This is a genomic window from Enterococcus sp. S53 (assembly GCF_016516865.1).
Classification (GTDB): domain Bacteria; phylum Bacillota; class Bacilli; order Lactobacillales; family Enterococcaceae; genus Enterococcus_D; species Enterococcus_D innesii.
The window spans coordinates 85029-104769 of the sequence record NZ_JACVUH010000002.1; the positions used below are offsets into that span (position 1 = coordinate 85029).

A 19741-nucleotide genomic window follows, 5' to 3' on the forward strand; every position below is an offset into this window, starting at 1 on the left:
GTTTTTTCTTATTGATTGACGATCGCCAATAATTCTTCAAAAGCTTTCGGTGTACCGCCGACAAACAATTCCCGTCCATTCAGGGATAATGGCTCTCCTTTGATGTTTGCCATTTTTAATCCAAGGGTTTCTAACAAAACGCCCCCTGGCGCATAATCCCATGGCGCAAGATGAGAAAGATAGCCTGCTCTTTGTCCTTTAGCGAGGGCGATCAGCTCTACCCCAGCACAGCCAGTCATACGAATGCCTAATGCTTTGTCACTGACCTCGGTTTCGTGGTGGCGGTTATGGATCAACATGGGTGAATTCAAGCCAACGAGCCCTTCGGATAAGGCAATATCTTTCGGCGGTTCGATCTTCTCGCCATTGTTATAGACACCAATCTCTGGACCACCCCATAAGAATTCATCTTTCATGACATTATAGACAAAGCCAAAGCGCCCTTTGCCCTCTTCGTAAATCGCGATCATGATACAAAAGTTTTCTTTTTCCAACACGAAATTCATCGTTCCATCGATCGGATCAATGATGAAGACCCGTCCACTCATGTCAGCAAGTGTGTCCAGTCCGTTTTCTTCACCTAAAATTTTGGCATCCGGATCATAGGATTGGATCTTACCAATCAGAAAATCTTGCGTGGCTTTATCCAATTCTGTCACTAAGTCTTTCCGTCCTGATTTTGTCTCGACCACCAAGTCTTCTTTATTTAAATTGTCTTTGATCGTTTCGCCTGCAGCGATCATCCACTGGCGAACTTCATTAACTATTTCATGCATTCGTTGATCTACCCTTTCATTTTTAGTTTTCCCTCAGTCTTTTTCGCTGCCTGCACGGCATGGTATAACGAATAGCCTGATAGTTCTTCAAATTCTCTACCTAAACGGCGTTCCTCGCCAATGCTGGGAACGACTTTTTTAAAGGCTTGATACGCCTCAAGAAACGTACTACTAGGAAGGCCTTTTTCATAGGCTTGTTCTAACCGTTCCCACATCTTCATGACGACGACCATTTCATCCGTCGACCAATCTAAGTCCAGAGGATATTGATAATCCCGCATATTACCACTCCTATTCATCTTATTCAGTGTACCACAAAATTGAAAATAGGTCAGAGCCTCCACTGCAAAAAAAGGTACATCCTGGCAATGAATGTACCTCTTGTTTACAAACTATTGGGATTTTTAGAAGCTGAACTCCATGAATCTCAAATAAGAAGGAAATTCCTTTGTTCTTTCAACGAGATCGCTGATTAAAAGATGGCCGATTTCAAAAAGGTTCGTCTAGAAAAGCCCGCAAAAACAAAAAATTTTTAATGATAGCAATTGATTTCCACCACTGTTTACTAATGAAAAACTCTGGGTAATCCGTTCCCCATTGCCATGGAATGACAAATGATCCGTCTGCTTGTTGGTGTTCTAAAATTTTTTCGGCTTCTTTTTTACATAATTCTTCACTAAAAATCCCAAGCAGCTGCTCTCTTGTAAAGAAAAAATTTGAAGGTTTGCTGACATAAGATGTGAACCACTCTTCTGGCTCGTTTGAGACTGTATGGCGAATTTGCTGGAATAAGATCTCGCGAAAGCGTTCATTTGCTAAAACAGGCTGATACTGGATTTCTTCACAGTCTTGTAATAATTCTAGATAGACGACTAATGTGTGCATTTCACTGGTTGGCTCATTAAGAAAACTTGCAACTGCTGTTTCGGCGATTGCTTGTGCTTTTTGATAGAGGGTCGTTTCCCCTGTTCTTAAGATAGTACCAGCTAGACTGACCGTTGGGTTGTCTGCTGGCACGCCCACAGGACTCTCCCACCAAATCGCATGCGGATAGGATACCGTTGACGGCACTTGGTTGAACCATTTCCCTTCAGAAAATTCTTTTCCACTAGCTAAATACCTTAGAATCCCTTGGACTTGTGGATTTGTCGAATGAAGGCATTCAAGCTCTCTTAAAATTCGACATGCCTCCCACACTGCAATTGGTGTACTATTGGGATTCCAATGATCAGGTTCCAAACCATGCCCATACCCCCCATCTTCATTTTGGTAGACTTGTAACGCCTGTAAGACAGCCTCGCAAGATCCATTTTCAAAATGGTACTGCCAACGAGCAAGGTCTACAGGGCGCGCGTTTTTGTAAATAAATTTTCGAGCTTTTTCGAATGCTTCCACATCTTCGCCTCCTTTGGCTTTCTCTCATTATCTCTTACTTTCCTTGTGATTACAACGCTTACATCATTACCATTGCTCTGAATGACCATTCTCAAAATAGCTCCTTGGCATTTTTTAAGAAGCATACTTTTGGTGTTTCTCTTTGCATGATGTTACAGTAAGAATAACAAGAAAAAGGAGGAATTCTCTTGCGTTTAGAAAACAAAAAAATCATTGCCTTAGTCGACAATGATTTCGAAGATTTAGAACTGTGGTATCCGGTCCATCGGTTACGGGAAGAAGGCGCACAAGTCGATTTAGTCGGTGAAGAAGCGCATAAAACGTATATTGGCAAATACGGCGTACCCGCAGAATCAGCCTTTGCTTTTTCTGATATTCATGCCGATGACTACGATGCCATCTTAGTTCCAGGTGGTTGGGCGCCTGATAAATTGCGACGTTTCCCAGAGGTCATCTCTTTCGTGCAAACGATGGACAAAGACCAAAAAATCATTGGTCAAATCTGTCATGCAGGCTGGGTCTTGATTTCTGCGAATATCCTGCAAGGCAAGACGGTCACCAGTACACCAGGCATCAAAGATGATATGACAAATGCTGGAGCCACATGGGTCGATACACCTGTTGTTACGGATGGACATATCGTTTCCAGCCGCCGTCCCCCAGATCTACCAGACTATATGCGGGAATTTATCGCTGTATTAGAAAAGAAATAGTACCCGTTGATCAGATTCAAAAGAGTTGCGACCGAAGCAAATACGGCCGCAACTCTTTTTTTTACCTATCGATCATTCGCTTACGATCGCTAATTTCTTGTCGCTTTTAGGGATTTTTTTCACACCGATAAAGGTCAATGCAGCACCCAAAACGGCAAACCCAGTCCCAATCAAAAGCATTTCCCAGACACCGAAGCTTTGGATCAGCATCCCGCCCAAAAGATTGCCGATCACGCCACCGATCGTGGTAGCAATGATAATAATCGTTTGTCCAAAAACCCGATCTTCATCTGCCAAACTATGGTTGAACAAATAAGCCGAAGCTGGAATAAACAAAGCAAAACTAATCCCTTGCATCAAATGGCTCATTTCCATCAGGATGATGGAGCTGATCAACAGCATCAGCACCCCACGAATGGCAAAGGCAACACTGGACAGCAACAGCCAAAAACGACTAGACCGTATCCTCACTAACTGTTCAAAGAAAATCATGCCTGGCAATTCACATAACGCCGCAATCATCAGGGCGATGCCAACTTCCTTACTGCCACCGCCAATATCGGCAAAAATTTGTGCCAAAAAACTGTTGATCATCGTGTGGAAGCTGAAGAGAAAGCTAAACCCGACAAAGAGAAAGAGTAAAAAAGGATATTTTTTCAAAAAGGCACCTGAATGACTTTGTTCTGTAAGTATCACGGGCATTTCTGGCTTCTTGATCGCTGGCAGCAAAAGCAAAATAATGAGAAACAAAACGGCTTGCCCGATAGCGATCATTGGCAACAGGGCTGCCGAAAACTCCTCTAAGAGCTGCCCCAGTAAAAAGGAAGTAGCCGCAAATCCTAGTGACCCACCGGCACGGGAAAAGCCAAAATTGATTTTGTTGCCGCTATTCGTGTATTCAAATGCCAAGGCGTTGAGAAAGGACTGCATGGAAACGAGCAAAATCCCTCCTAAAACATAAGTCAGTATCGATAATGCAGAGAAAATCACACCTGCTAAGAGCACCGTGACCACGCCGATTGTCATCGTTTTCAAGACAACGATCAGCGGTACTTTGCTTTTTTTGATAATGACTTGACTGATGAAGGGCTGCAAAATCGTAGACGCAATATTGACTAGGGCTAAAATACCGCCAATTTTTGCCGGATCGACCTTGAAATAAATCAAAAAGAGTGTCGCAAAGCCATAGATTGAGCAAAACATCATCCAATAAAGAAATTGCAAACTTGTGTAGTAAAACCGAATCCTCTTGTCACTTGCATGATTACGCATACATCCCCCACCTTATCCATATTCCTTAGCAACTAAATATAGCATAGAACCGATGGATTTACTATCCTTCTATCAACAGAAACCGCAGTTTTATTTGAAGCACTAACCCACAACAAAAAAGCGCAGCATAGTATCCTGCGCTTTTCCTACTTATCCAACTATTTAGAGCTGTTGAAAAGCTTGTGTGAGATCTTCCAATAGATCATCGATGTTTTCCAATCCAATGGATAAGCGAATCGTCTCTGGACGAATTTTGGCTGCTGCAAGTTCTTCTACGCTAAGCTGGGAATGGGTCGTCGAAGCTGGATGGATGATCAAGGACTTTGCATCCCCGACATTTGCCAGTAGCGAGAAGAGCTTAGTTGCGCCACAAAAGGTTTTGCTTGCTTCTGCCCCACCCTTTAATCCGAAGGAAAAGACCGAACTGGTTCCTTTGGGGAAATACTCCTGCGCCCGTTCAAAATAAGGACTGTCTGGTAGTGTTGGGAAATGAACCCAAGAAACTTCCGAGCGCTTGGCTAAAAATTCAGCAACTTGTTGCGCATTTTCTACATGACGTTCCATCCGCAACGAGAGGGTCTCGATGCCTAAAAGCAACACCCATGAATTGAAGGGAGAAATCGCAGCACCTGTATCCCGTAAAAGAATCGTTCGGGCCCGAGTGATATAGGCAGCGTTACCAGCGGCTTCTACCCATGAGATTCCATGGTAACTATGATCGGGATCGACCAGCTTGGGAAATTTGCCGTTTGTCCAATCAAAGTTGCCACTATCAATAATAGCCCCTCCTAAAGCAGCCCCGTGACCACCGAGGTATTTTGTCGTGGAATAAACGATGATGTCTGCCCCATGCTCAAACCCTCGAAACAGATAGGGAGTCGCAAAGGTGTTGTCAATGATCAGGGGAATCCCGGCTTCATGAGCGATCGCTGCAATCTTTTTAAAGTCGGCAATATCAATATCTGGATTGCCTAAAGACTCTAGAAAAACTGCTTTGGTATTTTCTTGGATGGCTGCTTTTAGTGCTAGTAGATCTTCACTATCGACAAAGCTTGTGGTGATGCCAAAATCTGGCAATGTATGGGCAAACAAATTATAGGTACCGCCATAAATTGAAGCAGCAGAAACGATATGATCTCCTGCTTGTGCGAGATTTAAAATTGCATAGGTGATCGCTGCTGAGCCAGAAGCCGTAGCTAACGCACCAACACCACCTTCTAATAGGGCTAATCGTTCTTCTAGAACCGCGGTCGTCGGATTGGTAATACGGGTATAGATATTGCCGCTCTCACCAAGACTAAATCTCGCTGCCGCTTGGTCAGCATCATCAAACACATAGGATGTGGTTTGATAAATGGGTACGGCGCGACTTCCTGTGGTAGGATCTGGTATTTGTCCTCCGTGTAATTGAATCGTCTCAAATCTTTCTGTCATACTATTCCTCCTTAATAATGCAAATAAAAAAGCCCTCTGATATCGAAATATCAAAGGACGTGTTTACGTGTTACCACCTTTATTCAAGCAGACTTTTCAGCATGCTTCTCAGCAAGTACGCGACAAATAAACGTCGTTATACTTTGACGCGATAGAGGGCGCACCCGGATCTCCTTATCTTTCGTACAAGTTCAGAAGATCACCTTAGAGGCCATTTTCGATTGATCCTACAAGTTCTTCTTGCACCTTACGAAGACTCTCTAGGCTTGCCAAATCAATTTACTTTCCTCATCAACGGTTGAAATATTAAGAGCATCGTATCATTTCCAGAAGATTCTGTCAATAGCATAAGATCGCTTTATTTCTGGTGATAAAAAAACTCGTTCACCAAATGATGAACGAGTTGCACAAAGCTTAAATGTGGATTGGTAATCCTAGAGCTAACTCAGCAGCATCCATTGTGATCTCACCTAGAGATGGATGTGGATGGATCGTTAACGCGATATCTTCTGCGTTCATGCCAGATTCAATAGCAAGAGCAAGTTCTGAAACCATATCGCTTGCTCCTAGACCAGCAATTTGCGCACCGATGATCACATTGTCTTCAACCGTTGTTACTAAGCGGATAAATCCTTCAGTTTTTCCTAGAGATAACGCACGACCGTTACCTGAGAATGGGAATTTGAATGCTTTTGCTTCAATTCCAGCATCTTTGGCATCTTTGATCGTCATACCGACAGAAGCCAATTCTGGGTCAGTAAAGGCAACTGCTGGCATTGCTTTGTAATCAACTGCAACTTTTTTACCAGAGATTGCTTCAGCAGCGATTTTTGCTTCGTAGCTAGCTTTATGTGCTAATGCAGCACCAGGTACGATATCACCAATTGCGTAGATGTTTGATACGTTGGTACGGCCTTGTTTGTCAACCGTGATCAATCCGCGTTCGCCTACTTCAACACCTGCTTGTTCTAAGCCCATGTCATCAGTATTTGGACGACGACCAACAGTAACCATTACGTAATCAGCAGTAACTGATTCTTCTTTACCATCTACGGCATATTTCACAGTTACGCTATCGCCATTGTCAATTGCTTCTTTCGCCATTGCGTTGGTAACGACTGTTACACCTTTTTTCGCAAAGTCTTCTTCAACCAATTTGACCATGTCTTTTTCATAGGTTGGCAAGATTTGAGGAGAGCCTTCAAGGATCGTTACTTCTGCACCTAAGTTTGCATAAGCTGCACCTAGTTCAGAACCGATGACACCACCACCGATAACAACGAATTTTTTAGGAACTTCTTTTAATGCCAATCCGCCAGTTGAATCAAGAACACGTCCGCCGAATTTGAAACCAGGGATTTCAATTGGACGAGAACCTGTTGCGATGATTGCATTGTTGAAAGAGTATGTTTGTGCTGAATCTGGGTGGATGACACGCAATGTGTGATCATCAACGAAGAAAGCTTCTCCTTCAATCGTTTCTACTTTGTGTTTTTTCAATAGGAAACCAACACCTGAAGTTAATGTTTTAACGACTTTGTTGTCTTTCCATTCTTGAGTTTTGGTAAAATCAAGGGAAACATTTTCACTTGTTACACCAAACATTGTTGAATCCAAAGATTCTTGATAATGATGACCTGCAGCGATCAAGGCTTTTGAAGGGATACAACCAACGTTCAAACAAACGCCGCCGATGTATTCTCTTTCAATGATTGCTACTTTTTGTCCCATTTCAGCAGCGCGGATGGCAGCTACATAGCCGCCAGGTCCCGCACCGATTACAACTGTATCTAATTCAACAGCAAAATCTCCAACTACCATTTGTTAATCATCCTTCCATCATTAATAGCTCTGGATCAGCTAATAGACGTTTGATATTATTCATTGCTTGTTGCGCTGTTGCGCCATCAACGATACGGTGGTCGAAGCTTAATGAAAGTTTCATCACACGTCCGACAACGATTTCGCCTTCAGCGTTTACGATTGGTTGTTGCGCGATTGTACCTACACCCAAAATAGCTACTTCAGGATAGTTGATTACTGGTGTGAACCAGCCGCCACCAACTGAACCGATGTTACTGATTGTGATGGTACCATTACGCATATCATCTGCAGCCAATTTGCCGTCATGAGCAAGTTTTGCTTTTTCGTTGATTTCATCAGCGATAGCAAACATGCCTTTACGATCTGCATCTTTTACGTTTGGTACATACAACCCATGGTCAGTATCTGTTGCGATACCGATGTTGTAATAGTTTTTGTATACGATCTCTTGTTTTGCATCATCGATTGACGCATTCAAGATAGGGAATTTTTTCACTGTTGCAGTCAATGCTTTTACAACATATGGTAAGAAAGTAAGTTTTGTGCCGTTTGCAGCAGCAACTTCTTTGAATTTCTTACGGTTATCCCATAGGTTTGTTACTTCAACTTCATCATGCAAGGTTACATGAGGTGCTGTTTGTTTGCTGTTTACCATCGCTTTAGCGATTGCTTTACGGGTAGGTGTTAAGGCAACACGTTCTTCTAAATCACCTAAGTTTGATTTGAAGGCTTTTGCTGGAGCTGCTGGTTTGCTTTCAGTTGCTGCAGCTTTTGTTTCTTCTTTCGCAGGAGCTTGAGTTTCAGCTTTTGCAGCTTGTCCGCCACCTGATAGGAAGTTTTCGATATCTTCTTTTGTTACACGGCCGCCTTTACCTGTTGCTGATACTTGAGAAATATCAACATCTTTTTCGCGAGCAAATTGACGGACAGAAGGCATAGCCAAGACACGTTTGTTAGGATCTGCTGCTTCAACAACACTTGCTGAACCAGAAGTTTCCACTTTTTCTTTTGGTGCTTCTGCAGGTGCGCTTGATGAAGCAGGCGCACTGTTGTGACCAGGTGCGTCGATTTCAACCAAAACATCCCCAACATTTGCAACTGTTCCTTCAGCAACAACGATGTTTTTCACTGTTCCTGTTACTGGAGATGGGATTTCTTCCACTGATTTGTCGTTTTGAACTTCAAGCAACGTATCATCTTCATTGATGGTATCTCCTGCTTTAACGAACCATTTTACGATTTCGCCTTCTGCAATCCCTTCACCGATATCTGGTAATTTGAATTGGAAAACGCCTGCGCCTTCAGAAGAACCAGCTGATGCTTCAGCCGTTTCCGTTGTAGGTTCTGCCGCTGGTTTTGCTGGTGTTTGAGACTCTGCTGCTACACCTGCATCGCCTTCGTTGTCTTCATGTCCTGGTGCATCGATCTCAACAAGGACATCCCCAACGTTTGCGACTGTACCTTCAGGGACAACGATGTTTTTCACTGTTCCTGTTACTGGAGATGGAATTTCTTCCACTGATTTATCATTTTGAACTTCTAGTAAGGTATCATCTTCATTGATGGTATCCCCTGCTTTGACGAACCATTTTACGATTTCGCCTTCTGCAATTCCTTCACCGATATCCGGTAATTTAAATTGAAATGCCATTTTCTATTCTTCCCTTCTTCAACTATTAAAAGTTCACGATTTCTTTCACTTTGTCTTCGATGTCTTTTGCATTTGGCAACCAAATGTTTTCAGCTTGACCGAATGGGAAGATCGTATCTGGTGCAGACACGCGTCCGATTGGAGCTTCTAGTGATAGAACCGCACGTTCAGAAATTTCAGAAACGACTTGAGCGCCAACACCTGCTTGTTTTTGTGCTTCTTGAACGACAACTACACGACCAGTTTTTTCAACTGATTTGATGATTGTTTCAACATCAAGAGGAGCAACTGTACGCAAGTCGATGATTTCAGCGTTGATGTTTTCTTTTGCTAAGTTGTCAGCAGCTTTGATTGCTTCACGAACCATCGCACCATAAGTGATGATTGAAACATCAGAACCTTCACGAGTGACTGCTGCTTTGTCTAAAGGAACTTCGTATGCTTCTTCTGGCACTTCTTCACGGAATGAACGGTAAAGTTTCATGTGCTCTAAGAAAACAACTGGGTCATTGCTGCGGATAGAAGCAATCAATAATCCTTTTGCATCATATGGGTTTGATGGAATAACGACACGGATACCAGGTGATTGAGCGATCAATCCTTCCAAGTTATCTGAGTGTAATTCTGGTGTGTGCACACCGCCACCAAATGGTGAGCGAATAGTGATTGGTAAATTACGTGTACCACCCATACGGTAACGAGTACGCGCCATTTGACCAACGATTTCGTCAAATGTTTCAAATACGAAACCAAAGAATTGGATTTCTGGAACTGGACGGAAACCTTCTAATGCTAAACCGAAAGCCAAGCCGCCGATACCAGATTCAGCAAGAGGGGTATCGAAGACACGATCTTCGCCGAATTTTTCTTGTAAACCTTCTGTTGCACGGAAAACCCCGCCGTTTTTACCGACATCTTCACCAAAGACTAAAATCTCTTTGTCATTTTCCATTTCAACAGCTAAGGCATCTGTAATTGCTTGAATCATTGTTTTTTGTGCCATGACTATTTCGACTCCTTCGCTTCGTAAGTTGCAATTTGTTCTTTAATGTTTTGTGGTTGAACTTCAAACATGTTTTTCAAGAAATCTGAAACTTTTTGTTTTGGCACGCGGTCCGCTTCAGCGATCGCTGCTTTGATTTCTTCTTTTGTTTGTTCAATGACTTGTTCTTCTTTTTCTTCAGACCAAAGTCCTTTTTCAGTTAAGTAAGTACGGAAACGTACCAATGGATCTTTTTGTTGCCATTCGCTGTCCATGTCTTTTGAACGGTAACGGGTTGGATCATCACCAGACAATGTATGTGGACCGTAACGGTAAGTCAAGGTTTCAATCAATACAGGACCGTTGCCGTTTGCTGCCCATTCACGAGCTGCTTTAGAAACATAGTACACTGCCAATGGATCCATACCGTCAACTTGGATACCAGGGATCCCAGCTGCTGCAGCTTTTTGTGCCAAGGTTGGTGCCGCACTTTGTACTTCACGAGGTGTAGAGATCGCAAAACCATTGTTTTGGATGTAGAATACAGCGTTTGCATGGTAAGCCCCTGCAAAGTTGATTGCTTCATAGAAGTCCCCTTGTGAAGAACCGCCATCACCTGTATAAGTAAATACTACATTTTTCTTGTTACGTTTTTTCAATCCTAAAGCAACACCGGCTGCTTGGACGTATTGTGCACCAATGATGATTTGTGGTGGCAATGCCTTTAAATCTTCTGGGTAAAGGTTCCCAGCAACGTGACCACGTGACCATAAGAAAGCTTCTTTCAATGGCAGGCCGTGTTGGATCAATTGTGGTACATCACGGTAACCAGGTAATAAAACGTCTTCTTTTTCAAAAGCAAATTGACTTGCTAATTGGCTTGCTTCTTGTCCAGCAGTTGGCGCGAAGAAACCTAGACGACCTTGACGGTTTAACGCAGTTGAGCGTTGGTCTAATACACGAGACCATACCATACGAGTCATCAATTCAACTAATTCGTCGTCACTTAAATCTGGTACTAACTCTTGATTTACAATTTTCCCGTCTTTGTCCAAAGCTTGGTAAGTTGGAAAATCCGCATTGACTTGCTCCAAAATCGCTTGGAAATCAAGTGCTTTTTGTTTTTTTGCCATCTTGACACACTTTCCTCTCTGATATAAAAATTCACTTTCGTATGTAACAGGGTTTAAATCTGTACTATCGAAATTTCATTTACTCTTATAAATTATCATTTAACTTCGAAAATGACAAGTGAAAAGGGTATTTTTTTTAATAAAAGAATTCCCACTGTAGCAACTCTTAAGAAAACATTAGTGAAATTAATCACATTAAAGCAATCGCTTTCTTCGATTTTTTCTTTTCAGATTCTTTTTTTTATTTAAGAATAGTACAGCAATCATCATTATACAAAACAGATTAAGCATAATCCTTTTATTATCACTTGTGAAAGATTCGACTTGGATCTAAGAGAAATTTCTTAATATGAGAAAAAAATAATACAGAGAACGGATAAAAAGAAACAGATCGGCGATTCTCCCCTTGTTAGGAAGAACGCCGACCTGTTTTTTTAAATCCATTCTCTCGTGACATGAATGTAAATGCGTTTCGCAAACTCAACTGTTACTAAATAAGCTAGATTGATACCGACATACCATGGCCAGTAACTTGATGGCAGTGCTGCAAAATCAAAGACGGTATGCAATGGCGTCAAGATGACCAAGAAGCCAACTGCAATCGCTAGAACACTTGAAATCAAAACTGCAGGTGATGCGATACTTTTGATAAATGGTAATTTTCTCGTTCTGATCATGTGAACGACTAAGGTTTGTGTCGTTAAGCCAATCATAAACCATCCTGCTTGGAACAAGGCTTGCTCTTGGATGGTATTTGCACTAAAGACATGCCACATCATAAAGAAGGTCAAAATATCGAAGATGCTGCTAACAGGTCCAATGCCGACGGTAAACTTCAATAGTCCACCCACTTGCCATTTAACTGGTTTTTCTAACTCTTCTTTATCTACGTTGTCCCATGGAATCGTCAATTGGGCCATATCGTACACCAAGTTTTGAACCAACAGTTGAATGGACAACATTGGTAAGAAAGGTAAAAAGGCACTAGCAACTAAAATCGAGAACACATTTCCGAAGTTCGAACTCAAAGTCATTTTGATGTACTTCATCATGTTGGTAAATACTTTGCGGCCTTCGATGACTCCTTTATCAAGGACATTCAAACTTTTTTCTAATAAAATGATCGAGCTGGCATCTTTGGTGATATCTGCTGCGGTATCAACCGAGATACCAACATCTGCCGTGCGTAAAGCAGGCGCATCGTTGATGCCATCTCCCATAAAGCCGACCGTATGGCCTGCCGCTTGAATGGTTTCAATGATTCGGGATTTTTGCATTGGATTTAATTTTGCAAACAGATTGGTTTTTGCAGCTTTCTCTGCTAACTCTTCATCTGACAGATGATCTATATCGGTTCCTAACAAGTATTCATCTGCATCGATCCCAACATCTCGACAAACTTTTTGCGCAACGATCGCATTATCTCCCGTCAGCACTTTGACATTGATGCCATGACCGTGTAAAGAAGCAATCGCTGTTTTTGCTGTTTCTTTTGCTGGATCTAAGAAGCCCATAAAGCCAATCATGATCATGTCTTGTTCATCTTCTACAGAATAAACGGCATCTGCGTGGGCATCCCGTTTTACAGCAACAGTCAACACGCGCATTCCTTGTTTGTTCAAGCGCAAATTCACTTGACGCAATTGTTCTCTCAATTGAGGAGTCAATTCCATCACTTTGCCATCAACTTCTACATACTTGCAGACTTGTTCCATTTCCTCGGCTGCCCCTTTAGTGACCATCAGTTGATGACCATCTGCATTGACCACAACCGTCAAGCGGCGACGTGAGAAGTCAAACGGAATCTCATCGATTTTTGTCACATCGTTAAATGGCGCTGACAATCCTTCTTCTTCATAGTAGTTTAAGACAGCAATATCCATCAGGTTTTTCCACCCTGTTTGATAGTAAGAATTTAAATACGTCATATCAAGGACTTGTTTATCTTCTACGCCAAATGGATTTAAATGCTGTACCAGTACAACACGATCTTCGGTGATCGTACCCGTTTTATCGGTACATAAAACATCCATTGCGCCTAAGTTTTGTATAGAAGGCAATTCTTTGACGATCACTTTTTCTTTTGATAAAGAGATTGCCCCTTTGGCTAAGTTGCTGGTGACGATCATTGGTAGCATTTCTGGCGTCAAGCCAACTGCTACTGCTATCGCGAAGAACAACGCTTCGCCCCAATCGCCCTTGGTCAATCCGTTGATCAGTAATACGATCGGGAAAAGCACCATGACCATTCGCAACAATAGTTTGCTGACTTTCGTTAAGCCATCTTCAAAAGTTGTTTTGCCGCGTTTCGTCGTCGCATTTTTAGCAATATCACCAAAGAATGTACTTTGACCAGTTTTCAAAATAATCGCTTTTCCTTGGCCACTTAAGACATCGGTACCCATGAAAACGAGGTCTTGCATGTCTAAAGCTGAAATTTGGGCATCACTTTCTTTGATCCCAGCATCCACAAATTTTTCAACTGGCATTGACTCGCCAGTTAATGATGATTGATTGATAAATAAATCTTTGGTCCAAATCAAGATGGCATCAGCAGGGATCATATCGCCGGTTGCTAAGGTGACGATGTCTCCTGGAACGACTTCATCCATTGGAATTTCTCTCGTGATACCATCTCGAGTGACGGAACAAGTATTTTCAATAAGTTCTTTTAACGCTAAGCTTGCTTTTTGGGAACGGTATTCTTGGACGAAAGTAATCATGACACTTGCCAAAATCATGATTCCCATCACGATCACTGCTTCAATATCGCCTGTTACAAAAGAAATAACCATTAATAATGCCAAAACTAACACAAAAGGATCTTTGAAAGCACCTAGGATCATCAACCAAGCAGGTGTTGGTTTTTGCGCATCCACTTTGTTTGGACCATACTCTGCCAAACGTTCTGCAGCATCTTCTTCCGATAACCCTTGGAAAGATGTCCGCATTTCCATCAGCAATTCTCTTTCGGTCAATTTTGCCAGTAATTTTAATTCTTGATCTTTCGATAGTTTTTTTAACATCTTTTTTTCCTCCTAGCACTTAGGAGTTGCCTACGCCACCCCTAGCGATTCGATAACTACTCCGCTGTTTCATCTGGGGACTGGGGTATTCCATGTGAATCTTCCTTTCTTTTTATTAGGTAAGTCACTGTGGAACGCGCGTAAAAGACACAAAAAAACGCACGCTCCCAATAAGCATGCGTAAAAAACTCATGATCATTGTAGAGCTTTAGCACTATAGGGCGTAGATAGCAAATCTGCTATCAGCTACTTTGGGTTTAACCTTCACGATTAGACCTGTCCTACCAACTAAGTATCTCTCGATACTTTTGCGGCAGCAGCTTGTGTCCATATAGGAGCCTCACCTAACAATTATTTGTATAAAATGTCAGTTCGCCGGAAGTCTTCCTTCCAACTACCCACATAATAACTGCTATCCTAGCCAATGTCAACCGCAACAATGGAAAAAAGCACCCTTTTTTCTTAGATTTTCGTTCGTTTTTAAATGAAAGGTCTTACAATAAAATAACAACGTTAAAGAACCGTTGTGATTTTATACGTGATAAAACTTTTTTCATGAATAGATAGAAAGTTTCTCCTAACAAAAGCCATAGCACAACAAGCCGTTCGTCTATCCCCTTGAACGAGAAAATGAAAAAGATAATACAGTACATTCCTTAAACTTGCACAAAAAAATAGACAACCATTTATCAAATAGCTGTCTAATCATCTATTGTTTTTCATACTGAGAGATTGTTCTTTCTAACTCTCACGAAAAATGTTCAACTAAAATCTGCAGGATTCGCTGGCTTGCTTTCCCATCGCCATAGGGATTTTCTGCATGTGCCATGGCATTGTAAGCTTCTGGATCTTCTAACAGTCGCTTTGTTTCTTGATAAACTGCAGCTTCAGACGTACCGATCAGCTTTAACGTACCTGCAGCAATGCCTTCGGGACGCTCTGTTGTATCTCTCAGGACCAAAACAGGAACGCCTAACGACGGTGCTTCTTCTTGGACACCGCCAGAATCCGTTAAAATCAGGGTACTTTGATTGGCAACATTGTGAAAATCAATGACGTCTAAAGGTTCAATCAGCGTGACATTTTCTAGTTCCCCAAGTATCTCCATAGCAATCCCTCGGACTTGAGGATTCTTGTGCATAGGAAAAACCACTTTGATGGTTGGTTTCTCCTTAGCGATTTTCGCTAAAGCGCGGAAGACTTGCTGCATCGGAACACCTAAGTTCTCTCGACGGTGCATTGTCAGAAGAATCATGGTTTGATCTGCTGCGGAAAGTTCTGGATGCTGATAGTCCTCCGAGATCGTATAACGCATCGCATCAATGGCGGTATTCCCCGTTACAAAAATTGCATCTTTATTGCGATTTTCCGCTAATAAATTTTCTTTACTTTGGGCAGTTGGCGCAAAATAAAAATCTGCTAATACATCGATCAGCTGACGATTGGCTTCCTCCGGATAAGGAGATTTTTTGTTCCATGTACGCAAACCGGCTTCCACATGCCCCACAGGAATCTGCTGATAGAAGGCTGCCGTCGCGGCTGCATAAGCTGTGGTCGTATCCCCATGAACCAGTACGATATCAGGAGTTTCTTTTTGCAAGATTGGTTCCAGATCCAGTAAAACTTTGGTAGTAATCCCTGTCAAAGTTTGCCCTAAAGTCATAATATCCAGATCATAGTCTGGTATGATTTCAAAAACCGTTAAAACTTGATCCAACATTTCTCGATGCTGCGCCGTCACCACAACGATCGATTCAAAACGCGGGTCGTTTTCCAATTCCTTTACTAGTGGCGCCATTTTGATGGCTTCCGGTCTGGTACCGAACACAGACATCACTTTGATTGTCATTTGGTCACCCGCTCCTCTACTTCTCATTGCTTCTATTATAACGAAGAAAACAGAAAAACAAAATGGTTGTTCCAACAAAAAAAGAAACGACCGCTAAAAGGCCGTTTCTTCAGTATCCAGCTTAAATAGTATCTCCATTGAAAATCGAATTCTTCACGATTACGTAATCCACTTTACGAATCGATTCTAAGTCTTTTCCACCTGCATAAGAGATCGATGACTGCAAGTCTTGCTGCATCTCAACTAACGTATCTTTTAAAGAACCTTTGTATTGAATCCAAATTTTCTTTCCTTCCACGTTTTTCTTTTCGCCTTTTTGAAATTCCGATGCAGAACCAAAGTATTCTTTCATGACAACGCCATTTTCTACCTTGGTTTCCCCTGGTGATTCTTCATGCCCAGCAAACAATGAACCGATCATGACCATGGTTGCACCAAAGCGGACAGATTTAGCGATATCGCCGTGTGTTCGAATGCCTCCATCTGCAATGATTGGTTTGCGAGCAGCTTTGGCACACCAGCGTAGTGCTGCCAATTGCCATCCGCCAGTTCCGAAACCAGTTTTGATTTTTGTGATACAAACTTTCCCAGGTCCAATGCCGACTTTCGTTGCATCTGCGCCAGCGTTTTCCAATTCACGAACTGCTTCTGGCGTTCCAACATTTCCAGCGATCACAAACGTTGCTGGTAAATGCTTCTTGATGTGTTGAATCATATTGATCACGGCGTTTGAGTGGCCATGAGCAATATCGATCGTAATAAAATCAGGAACAAGCTCTTTGTCAGCTAGTTCTTCCACAAAGGCATATTCATTTTCTTTGACACCCACACTGATAGAAGCAATCAAGCCGCGGCTTTTCATTTTTTTGATAAATGGAATCCGTGCTTCTTCATCAAAGCGGTGCATAATATAAAAATAGCCATTTTCAGCTAAAAATTCTGCGATTGAATCATCAATAATTGTTTGCATATTTGCAGGAACAACAGGCATTTTAAACGAGTGTCCGCCTAATGTCACCGTGGTATCACATTCTGAACGGCTGTTCACGATACACTTATTAGGAATCAGTTGTATATCTTCGTAATCAAAAACTTTCATGTCAAACATAAAAATATCCTCCAAATCTTACTAAGAGTGAAGCAAGCATCAAATGGCATCAGCCTATTTTTAACGCCCACAACAATTTAAACCACCTGGAAATGAAATACAAGCTTTTTAGAAATACTTTTCCAAAAAAAAGGATGAATGTTCGTCTTTTACGAACATTCATCCTTATAACTACTGAATAAAACGGAGTTTATGGATAAATTACGGCAAGATGTTCCCTGCTGCTTTATACACTTCATACCATTCATGGCGGGTCAATACGATTGAAGAAGCTTGTGCGATTTCTTCGATCCGATGTGGGGTCATCGTTCCAGCAATCACTTGCATGTTTGCAGGGTGACGTAAGATCCACGCAGAAGCAATACCTGTCGGTGTCGTTTGATACTTGTCCGCTAGTTCGGTCAATTTTTCGTTTAACTCTGGGAATTTCTCGTTACCGATAAAGACCCCTTCGAAGAAACCATACTGATACGGAGACCAAGCTTGGATCGTCATCTCATGCAAGCGAGAATATTCAAGAATTTCTCCATCATGATCGACACTACCAGCATCCGTCATGTTGACATGAATTCCTTGATCGATCATTCCCGTATGCATGATCCCGAATTGCAGCTGATTCGCTACTAAAGGTTGGGAAACATATTTTTTCAACAATTCAATTTGTCCAGGTTTTTGATTGCTGACACCGAAGTATTTCACTTTGCCGTCTTTTTCTAATTGATCAAAGGCAGCTGCCACTTCTTCTGGTTCAAACAAAGTATCAGGGCGATGCAGCAATAGCGCATCCAAATGATCGGTTTTCAAACGCTGTAAACTACCTTCCACAGAAGAGATAATATGCTCTTTCGAAAAATCAAACATTTCACCTGGAACGATGCCACATTTTGATTGAATGAACAAATCTTCTCTTTTGGCATCCGTTTTTGCTAACGCTTCCGCAAAAATCGTTTCACACTCCCCGCGACCATAAATATCGGCATGGTCAAAGAAGGTAATGTCATTTTCAATCGCAGTCGTCAAGACCTTCACAGGATCTTTGGCATTGTTGATTCGCATCAAGCCTAAAATCACACTAGATACTTCTAAATCAGTAGGACCGAATTTAATATTTTTCACGTAAAGTTCCTCCTTATTTAAACTACACTCCTATTTTAGCACAACAAGATGAAAACGCTATACCAACGTCAAAAAAAACCTCCCATAAAACGAAAACCACCAGCACAACCGATCGGTTCTACTGGCAGTCCTCCTATCATTACAGTTTGCGTTACACACAGAAAGGTTCTTTACTTCATCGCCTTTGATGAGTTGCTATATTGCAAGGCTTTATCGCCGATATCGTTTCGATAATACAAGCCAGATAACGACAACTTGCTGATTGCTTCATAGACGTTCTTTTGTGCAGTAGCTAAATCCTCAGCTGAAGCTTCCACAAGAAAAACGCGCCCACCAGCTGCCGTCAAACCATCTTGGTCGGTAGCTTCCTCAACTCCTGCATAAAAGAATTGAATTCCTTCTCCTTGAGGGCTTGGGACAGGCATTCCTTGCTGATACTTGCCTGGATATCCTTGCGATGCAATCACGACACCGATCGAAGCCGATTGATTCCATCGGATCGCGGGCACTCGATCCTGCAATAGATCATCAATGATTTGGGCTAAACTGCTATCTAAACGACTTAACACGACTTGTGTTTCTGGATCGCCGAAACGCGCATTGAATTCGATGACTTTCGGTCCATCATTGGTAGCAATCAGACCTGCATAGAGAATCCCCGTAAACGGTGTCTTATTACGAATCATCCCTTTTGCTGCAGGAAGTAAAACTTCTGCTACTGCTTGATCGACCATTTCTTGCGGAATCTGCGGTACCGGTGTGTATGCCCCCATACCTCCTGTATTCGGCCCTAAATCGCCATCAAAGGCACGTTTATGGTCTTGAGCAATGACCATTGGATAGACGGCTTCGTCCTTAACAAACGCCAAGAGCGAAAACTCTTCGCCAGCCAAAAACTCTTCGATCACCACTTTTGCACCACTTTCACCGAAAGCATTTTGCTCTAGCATCGCTTCGACAGCCGCATTCGCCTCATCAACGGTTTCAGCGACGACTACGCCTTTGCCCGCCGCTAAGCCATCCGCTTTGATAACGATTGGTGCACCTTTAAGCTGGATATATGCTTTTGCTTGCGCACTATCTGTAAAACTTTGGTAGTCTGCTGTCGGAATCTGATTGTCCCGCATCAATTCTTTGGCAAACTCTTTTGATCCTTCGATCATCGCTGCTTGTCGATTGGGGCCAAAAATTGCCAAGCCCGCCGCCTGAAAATCATCTACGATGCCATTTAGTAACGGAACTTCCGGACCAACGAAGGTCCAATCAACCTCCTGCTCTTGAGCAAAAGCAATTAGGCTTTCATGATCGGACTCTTCAATTGCGACTGTCTTGATCCCGTCTTTTCGCATACCGGGATTGCCCTTCGCACAAAAGACTGTTTCCACTTGAGGATCCTGCAGAAACTTTTTTGCGACGGCATGTTCTCTACCGCCACTACCAATAACAAGTATTTTCATCGTCT

The 19741-nt window shown here is 42.3% G+C and carries 15 protein-coding genes, 1 riboswitch and 1 other annotated feature; of the genes, 1 reads left to right on the forward strand and 14 read right to left on the reverse strand.

Annotated features, from left to right (window positions below):
- Positions 1-8: 8 nt before the first annotated feature.
- The 3 genes from IAE45_RS03375 to IAE45_RS03385 all read right to left on the reverse strand — a co-directional run bounded on the left by IAE45_RS03375 (position 9) and on the right by IAE45_RS03385 (position 2171).
- Positions 9-776, reverse strand: a complete 768-nt coding sequence (locus tag IAE45_RS03375) for an inositol monophosphatase family protein (RefSeq protein WP_016611043.1) — start codon at positions 774-776, stop codon at positions 9-11.
- A gap of 8 nt (positions 777-784) precedes the next feature.
- A complete protein-coding gene (locus IAE45_RS03380) occupies positions 785-1057 on the reverse strand; it encodes a UPF0223 family protein (protein WP_008381425.1) in 273 nt (90 codons plus the stop codon).
- Positions 1058-1265: 208 nt separating this feature from the next.
- Positions 1266-2171, reverse strand: a complete 906-nt coding sequence (locus IAE45_RS03385) for a hypothetical protein (RefSeq protein WP_200124993.1) — start codon at positions 2169-2171, stop codon at positions 1266-1268.
- 188 nt (positions 2172-2359) lie between these two features.
- Between IAE45_RS03385 and IAE45_RS03390 the strand changes: the two genes are divergently transcribed.
- Entirely contained in the window at positions 2360-2884 is a 525-nt protein-coding gene (locus IAE45_RS03390) for a type 1 glutamine amidotransferase domain-containing protein (protein ID WP_077453782.1), read from the forward strand.
- Positions 2885-2956: 72 nt separating this feature from the next.
- Here the strand turns inward: IAE45_RS03390 and IAE45_RS03395 are convergent, their stop codons facing one another.
- From IAE45_RS03395 to purD, 11 genes are all read right to left on the reverse strand, one after another.
- Positions 2957-4156 carry an MFS transporter gene (locus IAE45_RS03395; RefSeq protein WP_200124995.1) on the reverse strand — a complete coding sequence of 400 codons (1200 nt, stop codon included), beginning with the start codon at positions 4154-4156 and terminating at the stop codon, positions 2957-2959.
- 162 nt (positions 4157-4318) lie between these two features.
- Positions 4319-5590, reverse strand: a complete 1272-nt coding sequence (locus IAE45_RS03400; RefSeq protein ID WP_200124998.1) for an O-acetylhomoserine aminocarboxypropyltransferase/cysteine synthase family protein — start codon at positions 5588-5590, stop codon at positions 4319-4321.
- Positions 5591-5640: 50 nt separating this feature from the next.
- Positions 5641-5894, reverse strand: a binding site (T-box leader).
- 110 nt (positions 5895-6004) lie between these two features.
- A complete protein-coding gene (gene lpdA / locus IAE45_RS03405) occupies positions 6005-7411 on the reverse strand; it encodes a dihydrolipoyl dehydrogenase (protein WP_005230052.1) in 1407 nt (468 codons plus the stop codon).
- Positions 7412-7418: 7 nt separating this feature from the next.
- A complete protein-coding gene (locus tag IAE45_RS03410) occupies positions 7419-9065 on the reverse strand; it encodes a dihydrolipoyllysine-residue acetyltransferase (RefSeq protein WP_005236379.1) in 1647 nt (548 codons plus the stop codon).
- Between the two features lie 25 nt (positions 9066-9090).
- Positions 9091-10068, reverse strand: coding sequence for an alpha-ketoacid dehydrogenase subunit beta (locus IAE45_RS03415; RefSeq protein ID WP_005230047.1), 978 nt, complete (start codon positions 10066-10068; stop codon positions 9091-9093).
- A gap of 2 nt (positions 10069-10070) precedes the next feature.
- Complete coding sequence (gene pdhA, locus IAE45_RS03420; RefSeq protein WP_005231936.1) at positions 10071-11180, reverse strand: pyruvate dehydrogenase (acetyl-transferring) E1 component subunit alpha; 1110 nt, start codon at positions 11178-11180, stop codon at positions 10071-10073.
- Positions 11181-11614: 434 nt separating this feature from the next.
- The gene (gene mgtA / locus IAE45_RS03425; RefSeq protein WP_081118912.1) at positions 11615-14206 is read right to left on the reverse strand and encodes a magnesium-translocating P-type ATPase; all 2592 of its coding nucleotides are present in this window, start codon (positions 14204-14206) and stop codon (positions 11615-11617) included.
- A 187-nt stretch (positions 14207-14393) separates the two neighbouring features.
- A riboswitch (M-box (ykoK) riboswitch) is annotated at positions 14394-14565 on the reverse strand.
- Positions 14566-14954: 389 nt separating this feature from the next.
- Entirely contained in the window at positions 14955-16055 is a 1101-nt protein-coding gene (wecB, locus tag IAE45_RS03430) for a non-hydrolyzing UDP-N-acetylglucosamine 2-epimerase (protein WP_140966327.1), read from the reverse strand.
- A gap of 121 nt (positions 16056-16176) precedes the next feature.
- Positions 16177-17154 carry a GMP reductase gene (guaC, locus tag IAE45_RS03435; protein WP_005230038.1) on the reverse strand — a complete coding sequence of 326 codons (978 nt, stop codon included), beginning with the start codon at positions 17152-17154 and terminating at the stop codon, positions 16177-16179.
- Between the two features lie 210 nt (positions 17155-17364).
- Positions 17365-18279, reverse strand: coding sequence for an aldo/keto reductase (locus IAE45_RS03440; protein WP_081118545.1), 915 nt, complete (start codon positions 18277-18279; stop codon positions 17365-17367).
- Positions 18280-18449: 170 nt separating this feature from the next.
- Positions 18450-19736 (reverse strand): phosphoribosylamine--glycine ligase, encoded by a 1287-nt coding sequence (gene purD / locus IAE45_RS03445; RefSeq protein WP_200125000.1) that lies wholly within the window; start codon positions 19734-19736, stop codon positions 18450-18452.
- Between the last annotated feature and the right edge of the window lie 5 nt (positions 19737-19741).